The organism is Sporichthya brevicatena, assembly GCF_039525035.1.
Lineage (GTDB): Bacteria > Actinomycetota > Actinomycetes > Sporichthyales > Sporichthyaceae > Sporichthya > Sporichthya brevicatena.
In genome coordinates, this window is record NZ_BAAAHE010000047.1 from 86,327 (window position 1) to 105,757 (window position 19,431).

Consider the following 19,431-nt stretch of genomic DNA (forward strand, 5'->3'; position numbering starts at 1 on the left):
GCTCAGTCGAAGATGTCCGGCTGCTCGCGGGAGATGCGTTCCCAGATCGGCTGGAACTGGAACCACCCGGCGAACTCGTACCCCACGACGCCGTAGGTCTGTTTGGCCGCCTCCGGCGAGATCTGGCGCGGTGGCCGCCCGAGGCCCGCGGCGGCGGCGTAGGCGTTGAGCTGGCACTGCGCAGTTCGCTCGAGCGTGAGGAACCACCACGCCGCGCTGTCGACGCTGGTGCCGACGGTCAGCATCCCGTGGTTGCGGAGGATGACGGCCTTGCGCGTCCCGAGGGCCGCGGCGATGCGTAGCCCCTCCTCGGAGTCGAGCACCACGCCGGTGAAGTCGTCGTAGACCCCGATGTCGTCGTAGAACGCGCAGGCGTCCTGCGTGAGCATCTCGATCGACATCTCCAGCGACGACAGCGTCTTGCCCGCCGGGCCGTGGGCGTGCGCCGCGGCGAGGACGTCCGGCCGCGCGGCGTGCACGGCGCAGTGGATCGCGACCGCGGCGCCGTTGACCATCCGGTCGCCCTCGACCACCCGACCGTCCTCGTTGACCCGCACCAGGTCCGAGCTGCGGATCTGCGAGAAGTGCATCCCGAACGGGTTCACCCAGAACGTGTCCGGGGCCTCGGGGTCGCGGACGGTGATGTGCCCGGCAACACCCTCGTCGAGCCCCGCGCGGGAGAACATCCGGAACGCCGCCGCGAGCTTCGCCTTGCGGTGCGCGCGCTCCTCCGCCGGCGTCGCGAAGCTCGGCGGCCGCGCGACGGAGAGCGGGTTGCCGTGGACGTCGGTCGTCGCGGCGTTGGTCGGAACCTGCTCGGTCGTGGTCTCGGTGGCCGTCACGGGTGCCTCCTCGCAGCAGAGGTCCCCATCCTCCCCCGATTCCGCGGCGGCGTCACGGTCTGCGCTGCCGGGTACGGTCCGGGCATGGCGCTCGCGACCTGGAAGGACTTCTGCATCGACGCCGTGGACGCCCACCGCCTCGGTGCGTTCTACGCAGCTGCGCTCGGGCTCGAGCTGGAGCTGGAGGAGACCGACGCGGTCCTGCGCGGTCCCACCCCGGCGCACACGGTCTGGATCAACCAGGTCCCGGAGGGCCGGACGGCCAAGAACCGCGTGCACCTGGACGTCCACACCGGCGACGTCGCCGAACTCGTCACCCTCGGCGCGACGGTCGTGAACGACACGGACTTCCGCTGGACGGTGCTGCTCGACCCGGAGGGGCAGGAGTTCTGCGCGTTCGTCCGCGACGACCCGCCGGCCGGCAAGCTCTACGAGATCTGCGTCGACACCACGCCCGGCCCGGCGACCGAGGCCATCGCGCGCTGGTGGGCGAACGTCTTCGGCGTCGAGCCGAAGACCGAGGACGGGCAGGACTGGTGGTGGCTCGGCGACGTCCCCGGCCTGCCCTGCGCGGGGTTCTGCTTCGTCGACGTCCCCGAGCCGAAGACGGTCAAGAACCGGGTCCACTGGGACGTCGTCGGCGACACCGCGGCGCTCCTCGCCGCCGGCGCCACGCTGGTCCTGCCCCAGGGCGACGGCCGCCGCTGGGACGTCCTGGCCGACCCCGACGGGAACGAGTTCTGCGTGTTCGCGCAGGGTTGACCCGCATCGACCCGGGTAAGTCGAGCATGCGTGAGTGACTCCCCACCCGACACCGGACACCCCAGCGGTGATGCCGACAGCCTCGACATCACGTCGCTGATCCTCGACGACCACAACACGTTCCGGCGTGCCTTCGCGGCGCTGGACGATGTGCAGGGTCCCGACGTCGACCCCGCCGGACGGGAGCAGCGCCTGGCCGAGGTGTGGCAGCCTCTCGCGGACCTGCTCGACGTCCACGCCGTCGCCGAGGAGCAGATCTTCTACCCCGCCCTGCTGCGCAAGGGCGACGAGGGCGTGCCCGAGACCGTCGACGCGATCGGCGACCACAACGACATCCGCGACCCGATCCGCGAGGCCGCGCAGTACCGCGTCGGCAGCACCGAGTGGTGGGACGCGGTCAACCGGGCGCGGGCGGCGAACACGCATCACATGGGCGAGGAGGAGGACGAGGCCCTCGCCGACTTCCGGCGGAACTCGACCCGCGCCCAGCGCGCCGACCTCGGCCGCCGCTTCGCCGACTTCAAGGCCTCGCACACGGTCGACGACCTCGACACCTCCGACCAGGACCCCCAGCGCTACGTGGCCGAGCACCTGCCCGGCCCGCCCGACGTCTCCCTGCGGATTGGCAGCCTTCGATGACCGACCATCTCCTCCGGAACCTCGCGCCGATCCCGGACACCGCCTGGAAACTGATCGACGACGAGGCCAAGGAACGTCTCACCCCGAAGCTCGCGGCCCGCCGCCTCGTCGACTGGCAGGGCCCGAAGGGCTGGGGTCACTCGGCGACCAACCTCGGTCGCGTGCGCCGGCTCGCCCCCGCGGGCGACGCCGCCCGGGGCGAGGAGGTCGAGCAGCGTGTGGTGCTGCCGGTGACCGAGTTCCGGGTGCCGTTCACCGTTCAGCGCGCCGAGGTCTTCGACGCCGCCCGCGGCGCCGTCGACATCGACCTCGACGACCTGGCGCGTGCGGCCGCCCGCGCCGCGGAGTGCGAGAACACCGCCGTCCTGCACGGCTGGGAGACCGCCGGCATCGTCGGCATCACCGAGGCGAGCACGCACGACCCGCTCCCACTGGGCGAGGACGCGATGCGGTACCCGCACGCCGTGGCCGTCGCGGTGGACCGTCTGCGGTGCGCCGGCATCGAGGGCCCGTACGCCCTCGCGATCGCCCCGGCCGGCTACACCCGGATCGTCGAGACCACCGAGCACGGCGGGCACCCGCTGCTGGACCACCTGCGCCAGATCCTCGGCGGGGACGTCATCTGGGCGCCCGGGGTGGAGGGCGCCGTGGTCCTCTCCCGACGCGGCGGGGACTTCGTCCTCGACGTGGGCCAGGACCTCGCCGTCGGCTACCGCTCCCACGACGCGGACACCGTCGAGCTCTACCTGGAGGAGAGCTTCTCCTTCCGCGTCATCGAGCCCGACGCGGCCGTCGCCCTGCGCTGACGACCCGGCCCTGAGCAGGCCTGATCACCCTCCGCACAACGCATTCACCGTGCGCAGACGGCGTGCCCCGATCGGGTGAATTTCCCTCGGCTGTTCGCGTGGCCCGGTCGCCGCCCACAGGAACACGTGGTTACCTCGCCGCCGTGAACAGTGCCCGCCAGCCTGCTGACGACCTGGTCGACATCACCGATCTGATCCTCACCGAGCACGACGCGTTCCGCCGCGGCTTCGCGGCGCTCGACAAGGTGCTGGGGCCGGACGTCGAGCCGTCCCAGCACGCCCGTCGCCTGTCCGAGGTCTGGCTCCCCCTGGCCGCGCACCTGGAGCGGCACGCCGCCGCCGAGGAGGAGGTCGTCTTCCCGGCCCTGCTGCGATTCGGGAACAACGCCGAGCACGAGACGCTCGACGCCGTCGGCGACCACAACGACATCCGTGACGCCGTGCGCGAAGCCGCGCAGCACCCGGCCGGCAGCCCGGACTGGTGGAAGGCCGTGGACCGGGCCCGGGCCGAGAACTCACACCACATGACCGAGGAGGAGGACGAGGCGCTGCCCGACCTGCGCCGTCACACGACGCGCGAGCAGCGCCTCGAGATCGGTCTCGCCTTCCTCTCGGCCATGGCGCGGCTGCGGGACCGCCCGCCGACGGGGAACACCGACCCGCGCGAGTTCCTGGCCCGGCACCGACAGCGCGGCAGCGCCGAACCCCTCCGCCGCAGCTGACGGGCCGCGCGTCGGTCAGGAGGCGTTCTCGGCCTGCCACATCCAGGCGGACTTCTCGAGCTCGGCGAGCAACTGGATCAGCAGGTCCTCGCTGACCGGGTCGGCCTCGCCGACCTCGGGCAGCCGCGTGCGGACGCGGTCGATCAGCGCGGTGTGGAGCTCCACGACCCGCGGCACGAGCGCGTCGTCCTTGAGCCAGCCCCCGGCCAGCTGGGGCAGGCCGGTCTCCCGCGCGACGGTGGCGGACCGTCCGTCGGGCGAGATGCCGACGGCGGCGAGCCGCTCGGCGACGAGGTCGGTGTAGTTGCGTGCGGTCGTGACGACCTCGTCGAGTTGGAGGTGCAGCGGACGGAAGCGCGGACCGATCAGGTTCCAGTGCGCCTGCTTCGCGAGCAGCGAGAGGTCGATCAGGTCGACGAGGGTCTCCTGCAGGGCCTCACCCACGGTCTTGCGGGCCTGGTCCGGCAGGGAACTGGCAATGGCGTACGACATGGTCGGACGTACTCCTTCCGGTTTCGCGTTGTACCGATGACAACGCTTTCCGGACAGCCCGAAGTCCACGTCCGGGGCGTCCCGGCCGTGGCTTTGATCACGCCGCGGCGACGACCTCGGGACGACCGCCGGCGACGGGCGCGGAGACGGATTCCAGCGACACGGACTCCAGCGAGCGGACGTTCGCCGTGGTGGCCAGCTCGGCGGCCGCGAGCGAGTCGCTGACCTCGCGCATGAGGTCGGACATCCGCACTCCGAGGGCGTCGCAGATCGCGGCGAGCAGCTCGGACGAGGCCTCCTTCTGGCCCCGCTCGACCTCGGAGAGGTAGCCCAGGGACACCCGGGCTTCCGTGGAGACCTCACGCAGGGTCCGGCCCTGGTCCTGCCGGCGCTGCCGCAGAACGTCCCCGAGTAGGCGACGAAGGAGGATCACGCGTTCACGGTACCCGCCGGGGGCGGTCGAGGCGACGTGTCTGGCACGTGTTCCTCCCAGGGCCGAATTCGCCCCACGCTCCGCGTCCGGTCCCCGGTCACGGAGCGTGAACGGCTCAGCCGTCGCGTGGGAGTCCGAGCAGCTCCTGCCGCAGCAGGTCGAGCGCGGCGAGCACGGTGAGTCGCCGGACGAAGTCCCGGCGGGGCGGCAGGTCGCGGCGGCGGGAGAACGCCCCGTTCGGCCCCGCGAGGCCGAGGAAGACCGCCCCCGGTGGGTAGTCGCCGACCGGGTCCGGCCCGGCCACCCCGGTGGTCGCGAGGCCGTAGTCCGCGCCGAACTTCTCCCGCACCCGCTCCGCCAACTGGACCGCGACGTCCCCGTCGACCGGACCGCGCTCGGCGAGCAGTGCGGCGTCGACGCCGAGGTCGGCCTTCGCCGCGGTCGCATAGACCAGCACGCCGCCGAGGAACACCGCCGAGGAGCCCGGCAATTCGGTCAGGGCCGCGCCGAGCATCCCGCCGGTGAGGGACTCGGCGACCGCGACCGTCGCCCCCGCCTCCAGCAACAGCCGCTGGGTCACGGCCTCCAGGGGCGCCCCGTCGCGGGAGTAGACCCCGTGCCCCAGGGCGTCGGCGACGGCCTGTTCGGTGGCGGCCACGGCCTCCGCGGGACCGGTGAGACGGACCCGCACGTCGCCGCCGTCGGCGAGGTAGGCGAAGCGGACCCCGGCGGCCTCCCCCGCCCCTTGAACCCCGGTCAACGCTGCGGCCACCCCGGACTCCCCGGCGAGCGCCACGCGCAGCGTCGCCGTGACCGGCGCCGGGCCGGGTGCCAGGCCGGCCAGCAGCGGCGCGACGGTGGCGTCGAGCATCGCCTGCAGCTCCCCCGGAACGCCGGGCAGCGCGAGGACGAGAGCGCCGTCGATCCGCATCTGCAGCCCGGGCGCGCTCCCCCGCGGATTCGGGATCAGCGTCGCGCCCTGCGGCACCTCGGCCTGGCGCAGCGCGAGGTCCGGCATGGGGATGTTCCACTCCGCGTACCGGTCCCGGAGCGTCTGCACGACCCCGTCGTCGACGTCGAGACCGACGCCGGCCGCCCGGGCCAGCGCGTCCCGTGTCAGGTCGTCGGAGGTCGGGCCCAACCCGCCGGAGCACAGCACGACGTCCGCGCGGGCGGCGGACGCGCGGACCGCGGCGACGATCTCGTCGAGGTCGTCGGAGACGTCACAGACCACCGACAGCCCCAGCCCGACCGAGGCGAGGGACTCCGCGACCCGCGCGACGTTGCTGTTGAGCACGAGCCCGGACAACAGCTCGTCGCCGACCGTGATGAGCTCGACGCGGGTCACCGGCGCTCGTCCGACCCGGATCGAGCGGCCCGGGCCGCGGCGAGCGACTCACGCCGCAGGCGCAGGGCGCGGAACACGTAGTCCGCGCCGGTCGCGAGCGCGATGACCACGGCGGCCGTCATCAGCGCCGTGGCGAGGTCCTGCAGCAGACCGGTGAACGGCAGCACGTACAGCCCGATCGCGACCCCGAGCACGAGCGACTTGAGCTTGCCGCCGCGGCTGGCCGGGATCACGCCGTGCCGGATCACCCAGAAGCGCAGCAGGGTCACGCCGATCTCGCGGACGAGGATGACGATCGTGACCGCCCAGGGCAGCTCGTCCATCGACGAGAGCACGATCAGCGCCGAACCGGTCAGGGCCTTGTCGGCGATGGGGTCGGCGATCTTGCCGAAGTCGGTGACCAGGCCGTAGCGCCGCGCGAGCTTGCCGTCGAGGGAGTCGGTGAAGGACGCGACGGCGAACACGCCCCAGGCCGCCCAGCGCCATCCGTCGGACTCCCCGTCCTCGTGCAGGAGCACGACGAGGAAGACCGGGACGAGCAGGAGCCGCAGGAGCGTGAGGATGTTCGCGATGTTCCACGTGCCGGCGGGCGCGACCGGGTCCGCCAGATGATCCGGGCGCCCGGGCTCGACCTCGGCCGGCGTGGGTTCGAACATGGTCAGGAGACCCCGGGCAGCGTGGCGATCAGATCGACGCCGTCGGTGCCGACGACGGTGGCCGTCACGATCTGCCCGACCTCGGGCTCTCCTCCGATCAGGATCGTGCTCCCGTCGACCTCCGGGGCCTGGTGCGCGGCACGCCCCTCGGCCGAGGCCTCGCCGTGCTCGTCGGCGCCCGGGTAGCGGAACGCGTCGTTCTCCTCGACCAGCACGGCGACCTGCTCGCCGATGCGGTCCTCGGCGCGGGCGTTCGTGAGCTCCTCGACGAGCCGGGTGATGTGCTCGACGCGCGCGCGCACCTCGTCGGGGTCGACCTTGCCGTCGAGGTTGGCGGCCTCGGTGCCGTCCTCGTCGGAGTACCCGAACACCCCGACGGTGTCCAGGCGCGCGCCGATGAGGAAGCGCTCGAGTTCGATCAGGTCGGCCTCGGTCTCACCGGGGAAGCCGACGATGACGTTGGTGCGGATGCCCGCGCGGGGCGCCCGGACGCGGATCTGCTCGATCAGGCCGAGGAAGCGGTCCGTGTCGCCGAAGCGCCGCATCCGCCGCAGCACGTCCGCCGACGAGTGCTGGAACGACAGGTCGAAGTACGGCACGACCTTCGGCGTCGCCGTGAGCGCCTCGATCAGCGAGGGGCGCATCTCCGCCGGCTGCAGGTAGTTCACGCGGACCCGCTCGAGGCCGTCGACCTCCGCGAGCTTCGGCAGCAGCAGCTCCAGCAGGCGCAGCTCGCCGAGGTCCTTGCCGTAGGACGTGGAGTTCTCCGAGACCAGGACGAGCTCGCGGACCCCGGACTCGGCGAGCCACGCGGCCTCGGCGAGCAGCTCCGCGGGCCGGCGGGACACGAACGCGCCGCGGAACGACGGGATCGCGCAGAACGAGCAGCGCCGGTCGCAGCCGGACGCGAGCTTGAGCGGGGCGACCGGGCCGCCTTCGAGCCGGGCGCGCAGCGGCCGGGGCCCGGACGCGGGGCCGGTCCAGGCCGAGAGCTCCTCGACAGCGGTCGTCGGGGCGGTCGCCTGCCGCTCCACCGGGGAGATCGGCAGCAGGGCGCGGCGGTCCCGCGGGACGTGCGGAGCGTGCGCGTCCCCACGCATCGCGGCCTGCAGTCGCTCGGAGATCGCGGTGTAGTCGTCGAAGCCGAGGACGGTCGCCTCGGGCAGGGCGTCGGCCAGTTCGGTCCCGTAGCGCTCGGCCAGGCACCCCACGGCGACGACGGCCCGGGCCTTCCCGCCGTCCTTGAGGTCGGCGGCGGCGAGCAGGGTGTCGATCGAGTCCTTCTTGGCCGCCTCGACGAACCCGCACGTGTTCACCATCACCACGTCGGCGTCCTCGGCCTCCGCGGTGAGCGTCCACCCGTCGGCGGCGAGCCGCCCGGCGAGCTCCTCGGAGTCGACCTCGTTGCGCTGGCAGCCCAGCGTGACGAGAGCGACGGTCGGGGCGGCGGGCGGAGGCGGGGCCTCCGCCGGGGACACGCGGCGACGCCGGGCGGCGCTCGGGCGGGGGCCCGCGTCGGCCGGTCGCGGGCGGCGCGAGCGGGGGGTCACGGGCTGCAAGTCTAGGTGGCGCAGCACCGTGACCCGCCCAGGCGAGCCGTGGGATGCCCTACGTGAAGAGCTTGTCGATCTTCTCGAACAGCTTCCACAGGCCGTAGGTGAACGGCGCGGCGACCCACAGCCAGGCGAACACCATCACCGGCTTGAGCTTCGGGTCGATACCGGTGGAGGCGTGGGCCTCGGCCGTTTCCGTGGCGTTCGTCGCGGCGTTCACGATGCGCTCCCGCTCTTCTCGGTGGCCTCGACGACCTCGGCGTCCTCGATGTCCGCCACGGCCTCGGCGTCGGAGGCCGGGGCCGGCTCGGCGGCGTCGGCCGTGGCGGGCTCGTGCCACTTCGCGTCGACCGGCCGGATCATCTCGTTGCAGATGAACGCGATCACCAGCAGGACGATGACGATCATGAACGACGGGGTGTAGATGTCCGGGCCGGTCTTGCCGTCGGCGATCCGCTCGTCCGCGATGTTGTTGATGATGAACGGACCGAGGACGCCGGCCACCGACCAGGCGGTGAGCAGGCGGCCGTGGATGGCGCCGACCTGGTAGGTGCCGAACAGGTCCTTCAGGTACGCGGGGATCGTCGCGAAACCGGCGCCGTAGAAGGACAGGATGAAGATGCACGCGATCAGGAACAGCGGCTTGTTCGCGTCCGTCGTGATCAGCACGTAGGTGTAGAGCAGCGCCCCGACACCCAGGTACATCCGGTACATGTTCTTGCGGCCGAGGTAGTCCGAGGTCGAGGACCACAGGATCCGGCCGAGCGCGTTCGACAGCGACAGGATCGCGACGAACCCGGCGGCGGCCGCGGCGAGCGCCCCGGCGTCACCGTCACCGGAGTCCGGGAAGAAGTCCCGGAAGATCGGCGCCGCGCGTTCGAGGATGCCGATGCCCGCGGTGACGTTGAAGCACAGGACGACCCACAGGAACCAGAACTGCGGGGTCTTGATGGCGTTCTTCGCGGACACGTTCGCCTTCGACTGCAGGATGCGGTCCTGCCGCGGCGGCTCCTTGCCCGGGTGCCAGCCCGGCGCCGGGACACGGACGAGCGTGTAGCTCATCGTCATGAACACCGCGTAGAAGACCGCCATCACGATGAACGTCTTGGCGATGCCGTCCTGGGCGCTGTCGAGCACGGCCTCGGACAGCGGAGCGGCACCCTGCGCCGGCGGGGTGATCAGCGCGTCGAACTTCTTCAACAGCTCGGTGCTGAACGGCGAGGCGAACAGCGCGCCGCCGCCGAAGCCCATGATCGCGCAGCCGGTGGCCAGACCCGGCCGGTCGGGGAACCACTTGATCAGCGTGGAGACCGGCGAGATGTAGCCGATGCCGAGACCGATGCCGCCGACGAAGCCGTAGCCGACCACCACCAGCCAGTACTGGTCGAGCACCACCGCCAGCGAGGCGATCGCGAGCCCGGAGCAGAAGCACAGCGACGACACGGCCATCGCCCAGCGCGGCCCGCGGGCCTCGACCTTGGTGCCGAACAGGGCGGCGGAGACACCGAGCATGACGATGCCGAGCTGGAACGGCAGGGCCGAGAGCGTCCCGGGGTGGTCGCTGTCGGTCAGCATCGTGGCTTCGAGCGGCTTCTTGAACACCGACCAGGCGTAGGCCTGCCCGATCGCCAGGTGCACCGAGAGCGCCGCGGGGGGAATCAGCCAGCGACTCCACCCCGGGGGTGCGATCGTGCGTTCGCGGTCGAGAAATCCGAGAGCCATACCGCCTCCTGCCGTGCCTGGGCCAGGCTGGGCCGGACGCTACTCGCGGGTCCCGCGCGAATTACGAGCAAACTTCCGAGAAAACGACAGGCGGTGGACAAGTGCGCCGAAAGGGCGGGACGTGCGGGCGAACGGCACAAATACCGCGCCGAACGGTCGAAAAGTGACCTGCGCTACTCGCGCGTAGGGCCGTACGGGTGACCGGCCGGTCGGTCACCCGCCGGCGCGCCAGGCGTCGACCACCACGGCCACGACCAGCGCGACGCCGTAGAGCAGGGGCAGCAGCAGCCCGACCCCCATCCAGAGGGTCACGTTCACCCGGCCCGGCCGGTTGGCCGCGGCGTAGGCGTCCGCCCGCGGATCGGAGCGGGGGGCGGTGCGGGGCACTGACCCCGTCCGGAGCAGCGCCATCACTCGCCGCCCCGCAGCCCGGCGAGGACCTCGTCGACGTCGTCGGGCACGACGAGCACGTCGCGGGCCTTGGAGCCCTCGGACGGCCCGACGATGCCGCGGCTCTCCATCAGGTCCATCAGGCGGCCGGCCTTGGCGAAGCCGACGCGCAGCTTGCGCTGGAGCATCGACGTCGAGCCGAACTGCGTGGTGATGACGAGCTCGGCGGCCTGGCAGAGCAGGTCGAGGTCGTCGCCGATGTCGGCGTCGATCTCCTTGCTCTGGCCCGCCGGCGCGGTGACGTCCTCGCGGTACTCCGCGGTCATCTGCTCCTTGCAGTGCTTGACGACCGCCTGGATCTCCTTCTCCGGGACGAACGCGCCCTGGATGCGGATCGGCTTGGACGCGCCCATCGGCAGGAACAGCCCGTCACCCTGGCCGACGAGCTTCTCGGCGCCGGGCTGGTCGAGGATGACGCGGCTGTCCGCGAGCGAGGAGGTCGCGAACGCCAGGCGCGACGGCACGTTGGCCTTGATCAGACCGGTGACGACGTCGACCGACGGGCGCTGCGTCGCGATGACCAGGTGGATACCCGCGGCGCGGGCGAGCTGCGTGATGCGCTGGATCGAGGCCTCGACGTCGCGCGGGGCAACCATCATCAGGTCGGCGAGCTCGTCGACGATCACCAGCAGGTACGGGTAGGGCGTGTAGACGCGCTCGCTGCCGAGCGGCGGCTGGAGCGTCCCCGCGCGGACCGCCGCGTTGAAGTCGTCGACGTGCTTGAAGCCGGAGGCCTCGAGGTCGTCGTAGCGCATGTCCATCTCGCGCGCGACCCACTGCAGCGCCTCGGCGGCCTTCTTCGGGCTCGTGATGACCGGGGTGATCAGGTGCGGGATGCCCTCGTAGCCCGTGAGCTCGACGCGCTTGGGGTCGATGAGGATCATCCGCACCTCCTCCGGCGTCGCGCGCATGAGGATCGAGACGATGAGCGAGTTGATGCAGCTCGACTTACCGGCACCGGTCGCACCGGCGACCAGGATGTGCGGCATCTTCGCGAGGTTCGCGCAGACGAAGCCGCCCTCGACGTCCTTGCCGAGCGCCACGACCATCGGGTGGTGGTCGTTGCGCGCGGTGTCGGACCGCAGGACGTCGCCGAGGGTGACCCATTCGCGGTCGGTGTTCGGGATCTCGATACCGATCGCGGACTTGCCGGGGATCGGGCTCAGGATCCGGACGTCGGCGCTGGCGACGGCGTAGGCGATGTTCTTGCTCAGCGCGGTGACCCGCTCGACCTTCACGCCCGGGCCGACCTCGACCTCGTAGCGCGTGACCGTCGGACCACGGGTGAAGCCGGTGACGGCGGCGTCGATGTCGAACTGCTCGAGGACGCCGGTCAGCGCCTCCACCACGGCGTCGTTGGCCTTGGTGCGCGCGGCGTGCGTCGACCCCGCGGACAGGGAGTCGGACCCGGGCAGGTGGTAGGTGATGTTCCCGGCGAGGGTGAGCTGCTCGCCCCGCAGCGGGACGGCACCCGCCGGCGGCGGCAGCAGCTCGGGCTCGCTGGGGCTGACCACCACACCGCCGATCCCCTCGATCGGGCCGGTGGGCTGGTCGTCGGACGCGGCGGCCGGCTTCGGCAGCCGCTTGCCGGGCGTCACGACCGGGGTCTCGAACGGCTCGTCGCCGGTGATCGGGTCGACGGCCGTGGTCCGCCGGCGCCGCTTCTTCGGCGCGTCCCCGAGCTCCTCGCCGTACGGCGCACCGGCGGCGTCGATCTCGACGTCCCCGCGGCGGCGCTTCTTCGTCGCGGCGGCGACCTCGTCCTCCTCGCGCCCCTCGGGCGGACCGATGATCGGCGTCGCGAGGGCGCGCAGGCGCTGGGGCAGCTTGTTCAGCGGGGTCGCGGTGACGACCAGCAGACCGAAGATCGAGAGCAGGCTGAGCAGGACGGTCGCGACGGCCGGCGTCAGCGCCTCGACCAGCGGGCTGGAGACCAGGTAGCCGACCATGCCGCCGGCGTCGCGCATGGCGGCCTCGTCCTCGGGCCGCGGGACGTCCTGGGCGACGTGGACCAGGCCGCAGATGCCGACGGTCAGTGCGGTGGCGCCGATGCCGATCCGGCCGCGCTCGGTCGTCTCCGCGCTGTTGCGCAGCACGTACAGGCCGAGGACCGCGAGGGCGACGGGCAGCGCGAGCCCGGGCGCCCCGAGGCTGCCGGCGACGACGGCGCGGATGCCCCGGCCGAGGTGGCCCTGCAGGCTCCACCACTCCCCCGCCGCGACGATGACGGCGAGACCGACGAGGGCGAGCCCCAGGCCGTCGCGCCGGTGCGCGGGGTCGAGCTCACGCGCGGTGTGCCCGATGCCGCGGACGACCGTGCCGATCCCCCGCGCGATCGCGAGGTACAGGCCCTCGACGACCGCCCAGAACCCCAGGACCAGCCCGATGACCGGGTTGACCTTGAACTGGTTGACCGTCGCGCGGCGGATCGCGGTCTTCTGCATCGCGTCCTTGGGCGCCTTGACCGCCTTCGCGGCCCGGCCACTGCCCTTGCTGCGGGCCGCCGGGACCGACTCCTTGCGGGTAGCGGTCGCGCCACGGGAGGAACGAGATGCCATGTTTCGCAGGGTATCTCTGGAGTCCCACCAGTCCCGTGCGCCACGCGGCGCCCGCCCTGTCAAGAAAGGGTGACACCCCTTACTGCGCAGTAAGGGGTGTCACCCTTTCTTGACAGGACCGGCGGGTCAGACGGGTCAGACGGGTCAGACGGGTCAGACGGGTCAGACGGAGACGACGACCGGGAGGATCATCGGCCGGCGGCGGTAGGTCTCGTTGACCCACTTGCCGACGACGCGGCGGACCATCTGCTGGAGCTGGTGCGGGTCGGTGGTGCCGTCGGCGGCGGCGTTCTGCAGGACCTCGACGATCCGCGGGACGACCGCGACGAGCGCGTCGTCGTCGATGCCGGACCCGCGGGCCGTGACCTCCGGGCCACCGGTGATCTTGCCGGTGTTCGCGTCGATGACGACGAACACCGACACGAAGCCCTCGTCGCCGAGGATGCGCCGGTCCTTGAGGGAGGCCTCGGTGACGTCACCGACCGAGAGCCCGTCGACGTAGACGTACCCGCACGGCACCGCTCCGACGACCTGGGCCACGCCGTCGGCGAGGTCGACGACGACGCCGTCCTCGGCCATGACGATCCGCTCGGTCGGGATGCCGGTGAGCTTCGCGAGGTCTGCGTTGGCCCGCAGGTGCCGGGGCTCCCCGTGCACGGGCATGACGTTGCGCGGCTTCACCATGTTGTAGAGGTAGATCAGCTCGCCGGCCGACGCGTGGCCGGAGACGTGCACGAGCGCGTTCGACTTGTGCACGACGTTGGCGCCGAGGCGGGTCAGGCCGTTGATGACGCGGCCGACGTCGTTCTCGTTGCCCGGGATCAGCGACGACGCGAGGATCACCGTGTCCTGGTCGGTGATGCGGATGGCGTGGTCCCGGTTGGCCATGCGCGACAGGGCCGACATCGGCTCGCCCTGCGACCCCGTCGAGACCAGGACCACCTCGTCCTCGGGGAGGTCGTCGATGGCCTTCGGATCCACCATGACACCCGGCGGGACGGTGAGGTAGCCGAGGTTCTGGGCCACCCCCATGTTGCGCACCATCGAGCGGCCGACCAGCGCGACCTTGCGCTGGTGCGCCACCGCGGCGTCGATGATCTGCTGGACGCGGTGCACGTGGCTCGCGAAGCAGGCGACGATGATGCGGCCCTTCGCCCCCGCGAACACCCGGCTGATGACCGGGCCGATCTCCCGCTCGGCCGGGATGAAGCCGGGGACCTCGGCGTTGGTGGAGTCGACCATGATCAGGTCGACGCCCCCGGTGCCGAGCCGGGCGAAGCCGGGCAGGTCGGTGAGCCGGCCGTCGAGCGGCAGCTGGTCCATCTTGAAGTCGCCGGTGTGCAGCACGACGCCGGCCGGCGTACGGATCGCCAGCGCGAGCGCGTCCGGGATCGAGTGCGTGACCGCGAAGAACTCGCACTCGAACGGGCCGAGGCGCTCGGTCGTGCCGCCGTCCACCTGCAGCGTGTACGGCCGGATGCGGTGCTCCTGCAGCTTCGCCTCGATGAGCGCGAGCGTCAGCTTGGAGCCGACCAGCGGGATGTCGTCCTTGCGCTTGAGCAGGTACGGGACCGCTCCGATGTGGTCCTCGTGCGCGTGCGTCAGGACGATCGCGTCGATGTCGTCGAGCCGGTCGGCGATGTAGCTGAAGTCCGGCAGGATCAGGTCGACGCCGGGCTGGTGCGCCTCCGGGAAGAGCACGCCGCAGTCGACGATCAGCAGTCGCCCGCCGTACTCGAAGACCGTCATGTTCCGGCCGATCTCGCCGAGACCGCCGAGCGGGACGATGCGCAGCGTGCCCGGGCTCAGCGGCGCCGGGGAGGGCAGCTCCGGGTGCGGATGACTCATCGGCTACAGCGCGAGGCCGCCGGCCGCGAGGTCGGCGCGCAGGCGCTCGATCTCGGCGGTCGTGGCGTCGACGAGGGGCGAACGGACCGGGCCACCGGGACGACCCTGCAGACCAAGGGCGGCCTTGACGAGGATGACGCCCTGGGACCGGAAGATGCCCTCGTAGATCGGCAGCAGGCCCTGATGGATCTCCTTCGCCCGCGCGACGTCACCGGCCACGTAGACGTCGACGAGCTCCCGCAGGCGCGGCCCCACGATGTGCCCGACGACGCTGACGAACCCGACCGCGCCGACGGACAGCAGCGGCAGGTTGAGCATGTCGGTGCCGGAGTAGTACGCGAGGTTCGTGTTCGCGAGGACGGTGCTGGCGGCGCCGAGGTCGTCCTTGGCGTCCTTCACCGCGACGATCCGATCGTGCTCGGCCAGGCGCAGCAGCGTGTCCGTGGCGATCGGCACCCCGGAGCGACCCGGGATGTCGTACAGGATCACCGGCAGCCCGGTGCTGTCCGCGACGGAGCGGAAGTGCGCGGCCAGGCCGCTCTGCGGCGGCTTGTTGTAGTACGGCGTGACGACGAGCAGGCCGTGCGCACCGGCCTTCTCGGCCGACCGCGCCAGTTCGACGGTGTGGCGGGTGTCGTTGGTGCCGACGCCGGCCACGACGCTCGCGCGGTCACCCACGGCCTCGACGACGGCCCGCAGGATCTGCTCCTTCTCGGCGTCGGAGGTCGTCGGCGCCTCGCCGGTCGTCCCGTTGATGACGAGGCCGTCGTGGCCGCCCTGGTCGACCAGCTCGGTGGCCAGGCGCGCCGCGCCGTCGAGGTCGAGTGCGCCGTCGCGCGTGAACGGGGTGACCATCGCGGTCAGCACCCGGCCGAAGGGGGTCTCGGGCGTGACGCCGGGCGGAGCGGAAGCGGACGAGGCAGCCATGGTCGTCAACGTACCGTTCCCACCTGCGCGACGAGGCGCGGGTTACGCAGTTCTGGCCGCTCGTGCCCACGGCACAAGCCAATTGCCGGATTGGCTGATCGCGTCGCCGCCCGCTCGGGGGTTTCGGACGGCAACGCGATCTGACCGGACATCGCGGCGTACCACCCCGGCGTTACGGGCGTGGTACGAGACGTCCGCCGGGGCGTGACGAGCGTCATGCGACTCAGGGGGCGACGCGACCGTTGGCGTCGAAGGCCTGGTGCGTCAGCGGCATCAGCTCGGCCCAGCGGGCCTCCATGACCTCGGCGACCATCTCGATCTCCCGCTGGGGGAACGAGGGGAACGTCGAGTCCTCCCGCTTGGTGCGCAGCGACAGGAAGTTCATCAGCGCGCGGGCGTTCATCGTCACGTACATCGACGAGTACGTGGTGACCGGCAGGACGATCCGCGCGACCTCGCGGGCGACGCCGGCGGCGAGCATCTCCTGGTAGGCCGCGTAGGCCGTCCGGCAGGCCTCCTGCGTCGCGCGCGTGACGAGGTCGTGCTGCTCCGGCGTCCCGTCCTCGAACGTGTACGCACCGGGCTTGCCGACCTGGCGGAGCTTGCGCTCGGGGCCGGGGACGTAGAACACCGGTCGCAGCTCGCGGTAGCGGCCGCTCTCCTCGTTGTAGGACGCGATGCGGTGCCGCATGAACTCGCGGAAGACGAAGATCGGCGCCTGGACGTAGAAGGTCATCGAGTTGTGCTCGAACGGACTGCCGTGCCGGTCCCGCATCAGGTAGCGGATCAGCCCGACCGACCGGGAGGCGTCGGCCTCGACGTCCTCGAGCGACTGCTCCCCCTTGGTCGACACCCGCGCCGCGAACAGCACGTCCGCGTCGCTGGCCGAGGCCTTGACGAGCTCGACGGTCACGTCGCTGCGGAACACCACCCCGTCGTCACCGGCGGCACCCGATCCTGCGGTCACGTCCGGCTCCTGCGCGGTGTCGAGCGTCATGGGAATCCCTTCTCGTTGCGGCCTGCCCCAGAATGCCGCACCCCCCTGACAGGCCGACGGCGCCGCTCCCGGTTCGGGAGCGGCGCCGTCGCTGTCTCGTGCTGTCTCGTGCTGGGCAGCGCCGACGCGGGCGTCAGATCGCCGCGTGGCGACCGCGGCCGCGGCGACGGGTCACGTAGACCGCCGCACCGCCGGCGGCCAGCAGGCCGAGGCCCGCGATCGCGACGTCGCGCGTGGCGTCACCGTTGCCACCGGTGCCCGGCAGCTGGTTGACCTTCGCGACCTCCTTGCCGGGCTCACCGTCGCAGGTGACCTGGCTGATGACGATGTCCACGCCGACCGCGCCGGCGATGTCCGCCGCGGACGGGACCGCCTTGCGGACCGTGTCGATCGCGGCCAGGTCGGAGCCGGCCTTCTTGCCCGCCTTCTCGTTCTTGGCCTCCGACTTGGAGTCGGCCGGCTTGACGTCGGCCGGGGCGGCCGGCGCAGCCACCGGGGCCGCCTCGGCGGGCGCCGGGGCGACGGCCGGGTCGGTCGAGGTCTCCGCGGCCGGCTGCGCGGCCTTGGCGCCCTTCTCCGACCGCTCGGCGCGCTCGGCGGCGGCCGCGGCGTCGGTGTCCTCGGCGGCGGTGGCGTCCTCGGTCGCCGCAGCGTCCTCGGTGGCCGTCGTGTCCTCGGCCGCGGTGGACTCCTCGGCGACCGTGGTCTCCTCGACCGCCGCGCCGTCCGTCTTCTGGACCGGAGCGGCCTGCTCGGCCTCGGCGGCCGGGGCCGCGGCCTCGGTGGCGGCCTCGGTCTCGGTGGCGGCCTGCGGGGCGGCCGGAGCCGCGGCGGAGGCGCGCACCTCGGCGCGGTCCGCGTCCTGGGCGCCCTTCTTCGGCGTCCTGGCGGTCTTCTTGTCGCCGGCGCTCTTGTCGACCTTGCCGATCAGCTGGTCGAGCGTCTTGCCGGTGACCTCCTCCAGCACGACCTTGACCTGCTGCGCGGCCTCACGCACGGAGGCGATGACCGAGTTCAGCGCGTCGTCGAGGGCGGTCGGCGCCACGACGAGGTTGATGTGCAGCGCGGTGACCTGCAGGCCACCGTCGGCCGTCTTGACCTGCTCGTCGATGACGATCGAGCCCTTGACGAACGCGGCGAGCGCGTCGGGCAGCTCGATGCGGACGTTGGGGCCCGGGTCGACCGGCACCTTGGTGCCGGCGATGGTCAGACCGGCCACCTGGCTGTCGCCGCTGTTCTGGCCGGCGTCGGAGAGGCAGTCGGCGGTGATGACCTTGGCGCCGATGACGTCCCCGAGCACGCCGAGGTTGGCGGTGCTGGCGTTGGAGACCAGCTTCCCGTCCTGCACCTCGGAGGAGGCGTTGAGAACCTTCAGGGAGACGAGCTGCGACAGCTCGGCGGGGAGCTCGAGGAGCGACTTCGTCGCCCCCGGCGGGTAGGTGATGAGCCCGGGCAGGACCTCGTCGAGGATCGTCGAGCCGGCGATGCCGACCTTCGCGCTCACGGCGAGCGCGGACCCCTGGTACGTGGGCTCGGTGGTGGAGGCGGCGTCGGCGCCCGGAGCGGCGGCCGCCACCCCAGCGGCGACGAAGGCCGGAGCGGCGAGGAGAGCCGCAATGCGGCGGGGAGCGCGGAGAGTCATGCGTACCTCGTCGTGACGTCGGCAGGGCGGGCGAATCCGGTGACGATACGCCACATTCCTGCGAAGGAGTCCCATCTGGAGCGGGTTCCGGACGGAATGCTCAGAATTCACTGCTGTGCGTAGTGGCAACCCGGGGCCGAGTCAAGGCGAAAGTGACACTCAACACGGGTTCGCCACGCGGAGCAAGCGGGCAATGTGCGGAATGCCCCCGTGTCAATCACCCAGAAGACTTTCAGCGACTCCGAACGTCAGTCGAGATCGAGGAAGCGCTCGAGCCCCACCGTCAGGCCGCCACCGGCGTCGACGATCCTCCGCACCCCGAGCAGGACGCCGGGCATGAACGACGAGCGGTGCAGCGAGTCGTGGCGGATCGTGAAGGTCTCCCCCTCGTCGCCGAAGATCACCTCCTGGTGGGCCACCAGGCCCCGCAGGCGCACGGCGTGGACCCGGACCCCGTCCACGTCCGCGCCGCGGGCCCCCTCGAGCCCGGTGCGCGTGGCGTCCGGCATCGCGCCGAGCCCCGCCTCCCGGCGCGCCGCGGCGATCAACTCAGCGGTGCGGCCGGCCGTGCCGCTGGGCGCGTCGGCCTTGCCGGGGTGGTGCAGCTCGACGATCTCGCACGACTCGAAGAACCGGGCGGCCTGCGCGGCGAAGCGCATCATGAGGATCGCGCCGATGCCGAAGTTCGGGGCGATCAGGACCCCGACGCCGGGCTGCGCGTCGAGCCAGCTCCGGAGCGTCGCGAGCCGCTCGTCGGTGAACCCGGTCGTGCCGACGACGGCGTGGATGCCGTTCCGGATGCAGAACTCCAGGTTGTCCATGACGACACCCGGGTGGGTGAAGTCGACGGCCACCTGCGCGCCCGCGTCGACCAGCCCCGCGATCGGGTCGTCCTGGTCGATCCGGGCCACCAGGTCCAGATCTCCGGCGCCCTCGACCGCCTCGCAGGTCTGCGCACCCATCTTCCCGGCCGAGCCGAGCACCCCAACCTTGATCGTCATGCGCTCATCCAAGCGCAGTCCCCCTGCGGGATG

General features: G+C 72.0%; 19 protein-coding genes. 4 read left to right on the forward strand and 15 right to left on the reverse strand.

Features of this window, described 5'->3' with window-relative positions; translation table 11 throughout:
* Positions 1 to 2: 2 nt before the first annotated feature.
* Positions 3 to 842: a class II aldolase/adducin family protein gene (locus ABD401_RS22055; protein ID WP_344608809.1), complete on the reverse strand. Its 840-nt coding sequence runs from the start codon at positions 840 to 842 to the stop codon at positions 3 to 5.
* 84 nt (positions 843 to 926) lie between these two features.
* Between ABD401_RS22055 and ABD401_RS22060 the strand changes: the two genes are divergently transcribed.
* From ABD401_RS22060 to ABD401_RS22075, 4 genes are all read left to right on the forward strand, one after another.
* The gene (locus tag ABD401_RS22060; RefSeq protein ID WP_344608811.1) at positions 927 to 1,604 is read left to right on the forward strand and encodes a VOC family protein; all 678 of its coding nucleotides are present in this window, start codon (positions 927 to 929) and stop codon (positions 1,602 to 1,604) included.
* A gap of 30 nt (positions 1,605 to 1,634) precedes the next feature.
* The gene (locus ABD401_RS22065; RefSeq protein ID WP_344608813.1) at positions 1,635 to 2,243 is read left to right on the forward strand and encodes a hemerythrin domain-containing protein; all 609 of its coding nucleotides are present in this window, start codon (positions 1,635 to 1,637) and stop codon (positions 2,241 to 2,243) included.
* Positions 2,240 to 3,049, forward strand: a complete 810-nt coding sequence (locus tag ABD401_RS22070) for a family 1 encapsulin nanocompartment shell protein (RefSeq protein ID WP_344608815.1) — start codon at positions 2,240 to 2,242, stop codon at positions 3,047 to 3,049. The genes ABD401_RS22065 and ABD401_RS22070 overlap by 4 nt, the downstream gene beginning before the upstream one ends.
* A 143-nt stretch (positions 3,050 to 3,192) precedes the next feature.
* The gene (locus ABD401_RS22075; RefSeq protein ID WP_344608817.1) at positions 3,193 to 3,771 is read left to right on the forward strand and encodes a hemerythrin domain-containing protein; all 579 of its coding nucleotides are present in this window, start codon (positions 3,193 to 3,195) and stop codon (positions 3,769 to 3,771) included.
* 15 nt (positions 3,772 to 3,786) lie between these two features.
* Here ABD401_RS22075 and ABD401_RS22080 read toward each other — a convergent pair whose 3' ends face one another.
* From ABD401_RS22080 to dapB, 14 genes are all read right to left on the reverse strand, one after another.
* Positions 3,787 to 4,263 carry a Dps family protein gene (locus tag ABD401_RS22080; protein WP_344608819.1) on the reverse strand — a complete coding sequence of 159 codons (477 nt, stop codon included), beginning with the start codon at positions 4,261 to 4,263 and terminating at the stop codon, positions 3,787 to 3,789.
* A gap of 97 nt (positions 4,264 to 4,360) precedes the next feature.
* A complete protein-coding gene (locus ABD401_RS22085; protein ID WP_425566228.1) occupies positions 4,361 to 4,696 on the reverse strand; it encodes a helix-turn-helix domain-containing protein in 336 nt (111 codons plus the stop codon).
* A 115-nt stretch (positions 4,697 to 4,811) separates the two neighbouring features.
* Positions 4,812 to 6,044 (reverse strand): CinA family nicotinamide mononucleotide deamidase-related protein, encoded by a 1,233-nt coding sequence (locus ABD401_RS22090; protein ID WP_344608820.1) that lies wholly within the window; start codon positions 6,042 to 6,044, stop codon positions 4,812 to 4,814.
* Positions 6,041 to 6,700 (reverse strand): CDP-diacylglycerol--glycerol-3-phosphate 3-phosphatidyltransferase, encoded by a 660-nt coding sequence (gene pgsA / locus ABD401_RS22095; protein ID WP_344608822.1) that lies wholly within the window; start codon positions 6,698 to 6,700, stop codon positions 6,041 to 6,043. Before pgsA ends, ABD401_RS22090 begins: the two co-directional genes overlap by 4 nt.
* 2 nt (positions 6,701 to 6,702) lie before the next feature.
* Entirely contained in the window at positions 6,703 to 8,178 is a 1,476-nt protein-coding gene (gene rimO / locus ABD401_RS22100; RefSeq protein WP_344608865.1) for a 30S ribosomal protein S12 methylthiotransferase RimO, read from the reverse strand.
* Between the two features lie 130 nt (positions 8,179 to 8,308).
* Positions 8,309 to 8,473, reverse strand: coding sequence for an MFS transporter small subunit (locus ABD401_RS22105; protein WP_344608867.1), 165 nt, complete (start codon positions 8,471 to 8,473; stop codon positions 8,309 to 8,311).
* The gene (locus ABD401_RS22110) at positions 8,470 to 9,975 is read right to left on the reverse strand and encodes an OFA family MFS transporter (protein WP_344608824.1); all 1,506 of its coding nucleotides are present in this window, start codon (positions 9,973 to 9,975) and stop codon (positions 8,470 to 8,472) included. The genes ABD401_RS22105 and ABD401_RS22110 overlap by 4 nt, the downstream gene beginning before the upstream one ends.
* Positions 9,976 to 10,188: 213 nt before the next feature.
* Complete coding sequence (locus ABD401_RS22115; protein WP_344608826.1) at positions 10,189 to 10,362, reverse strand: hypothetical protein; 174 nt, start codon at positions 10,360 to 10,362, stop codon at positions 10,189 to 10,191.
* Between the two features lie 23 nt (positions 10,363 to 10,385).
* A complete protein-coding gene (locus ABD401_RS22120) occupies positions 10,386 to 12,983 on the reverse strand; it encodes an FtsK/SpoIIIE family DNA translocase (RefSeq protein WP_344608828.1) in 2,598 nt (865 codons plus the stop codon).
* Positions 12,984 to 13,145: 162 nt separating this feature from the next.
* Positions 13,146 to 14,831, reverse strand: a complete 1,686-nt coding sequence (locus ABD401_RS22125) for a ribonuclease J (RefSeq protein ID WP_344608830.1) — start codon at positions 14,829 to 14,831, stop codon at positions 13,146 to 13,148.
* A 3-nt stretch (positions 14,832 to 14,834) separates the two neighbouring features.
* The gene (dapA, locus tag ABD401_RS22130; protein WP_344608832.1) at positions 14,835 to 15,758 is read right to left on the reverse strand and encodes a 4-hydroxy-tetrahydrodipicolinate synthase; all 924 of its coding nucleotides are present in this window, start codon (positions 15,756 to 15,758) and stop codon (positions 14,835 to 14,837) included.
* A 223-nt stretch (positions 15,759 to 15,981) separates the two neighbouring features.
* Positions 15,982 to 16,755 carry an FAD-dependent thymidylate synthase gene (gene thyX / locus ABD401_RS22135; protein ID WP_344608834.1) on the reverse strand — a complete coding sequence of 258 codons (774 nt, stop codon included), beginning with the start codon at positions 16,753 to 16,755 and terminating at the stop codon, positions 15,982 to 15,984.
* A gap of 133 nt (positions 16,756 to 16,888) precedes the next feature.
* Entirely contained in the window at positions 16,889 to 18,397 is a 1,509-nt protein-coding gene (locus tag ABD401_RS22140) for a choice-of-anchor P family protein (RefSeq protein WP_344608836.1), read from the reverse strand.
* A gap of 248 nt (positions 18,398 to 18,645) precedes the next feature.
* A complete protein-coding gene (gene dapB, locus ABD401_RS22145) occupies positions 18,646 to 19,398 on the reverse strand; it encodes a 4-hydroxy-tetrahydrodipicolinate reductase (protein WP_344608838.1) in 753 nt (250 codons plus the stop codon).
* Positions 19,399 to 19,431: the final 33 nt, after the last annotated feature.

Bases quoted from the DNA above. Each gene is read 5' to 3' on its own strand.
- ABD401_RS22060 (WP_344608811.1), top strand. From the start codon at position 927: ATGGCGCTCGCGACCTGGAAGGACTTCTGCATCGACGCCGTGGACGCC.
- ABD401_RS22120 (WP_344608828.1), bottom strand. From the start codon at position 12,983: ATGGCATCTCGTTCCTCCCGTGGCGCGACCGCTACCCGCAAGGAGTCG.
- thyX (WP_344608834.1), bottom strand. From the start codon at position 16,755: ATGACGCTCGACACCGCGCAGGAGCCGGACGTGACCGCAGGATCGGGT.
- ABD401_RS22080 (WP_344608819.1), bottom strand. From the start codon at position 4,263: ATGTCGTACGCCATTGCCAGTTCCCTGCCGGACCAGGCCCGCAAGACC.
- ABD401_RS22070 (WP_344608815.1), top strand. From the start codon at position 2,240: ATGACCGACCATCTCCTCCGGAACCTCGCGCCGATCCCGGACACCGCC.
- dapA (WP_344608832.1), bottom strand. From the start codon at position 15,758: ATGGCTGCCTCGTCCGCTTCCGCTCCGCCCGGCGTCACGCCCGAGACC.
- ABD401_RS22110 (WP_344608824.1), bottom strand. From the start codon at position 9,975: ATGGCTCTCGGATTTCTCGACCGCGAACGCACGATCGCACCCCCGGGG.
- ABD401_RS22140 (WP_344608836.1), bottom strand. From the start codon at position 18,397: ATGACTCTCCGCGCTCCCCGCCGCATTGCGGCTCTCCTCGCCGCTCCG.
- ABD401_RS22125 (WP_344608830.1), bottom strand. From the start codon at position 14,831: ATGAGTCATCCGCACCCGGAGCTGCCCTCCCCGGCGCCGCTGAGCCCG.
- dapB (WP_344608838.1), bottom strand. From the start codon at position 19,398: ATGACGATCAAGGTTGGGGTGCTCGGCTCGGCCGGGAAGATGGGTGCG.
- pgsA (WP_344608822.1), bottom strand. From the start codon at position 6,700: ATGTTCGAACCCACGCCGGCCGAGGTCGAGCCCGGGCGCCCGGATCAT.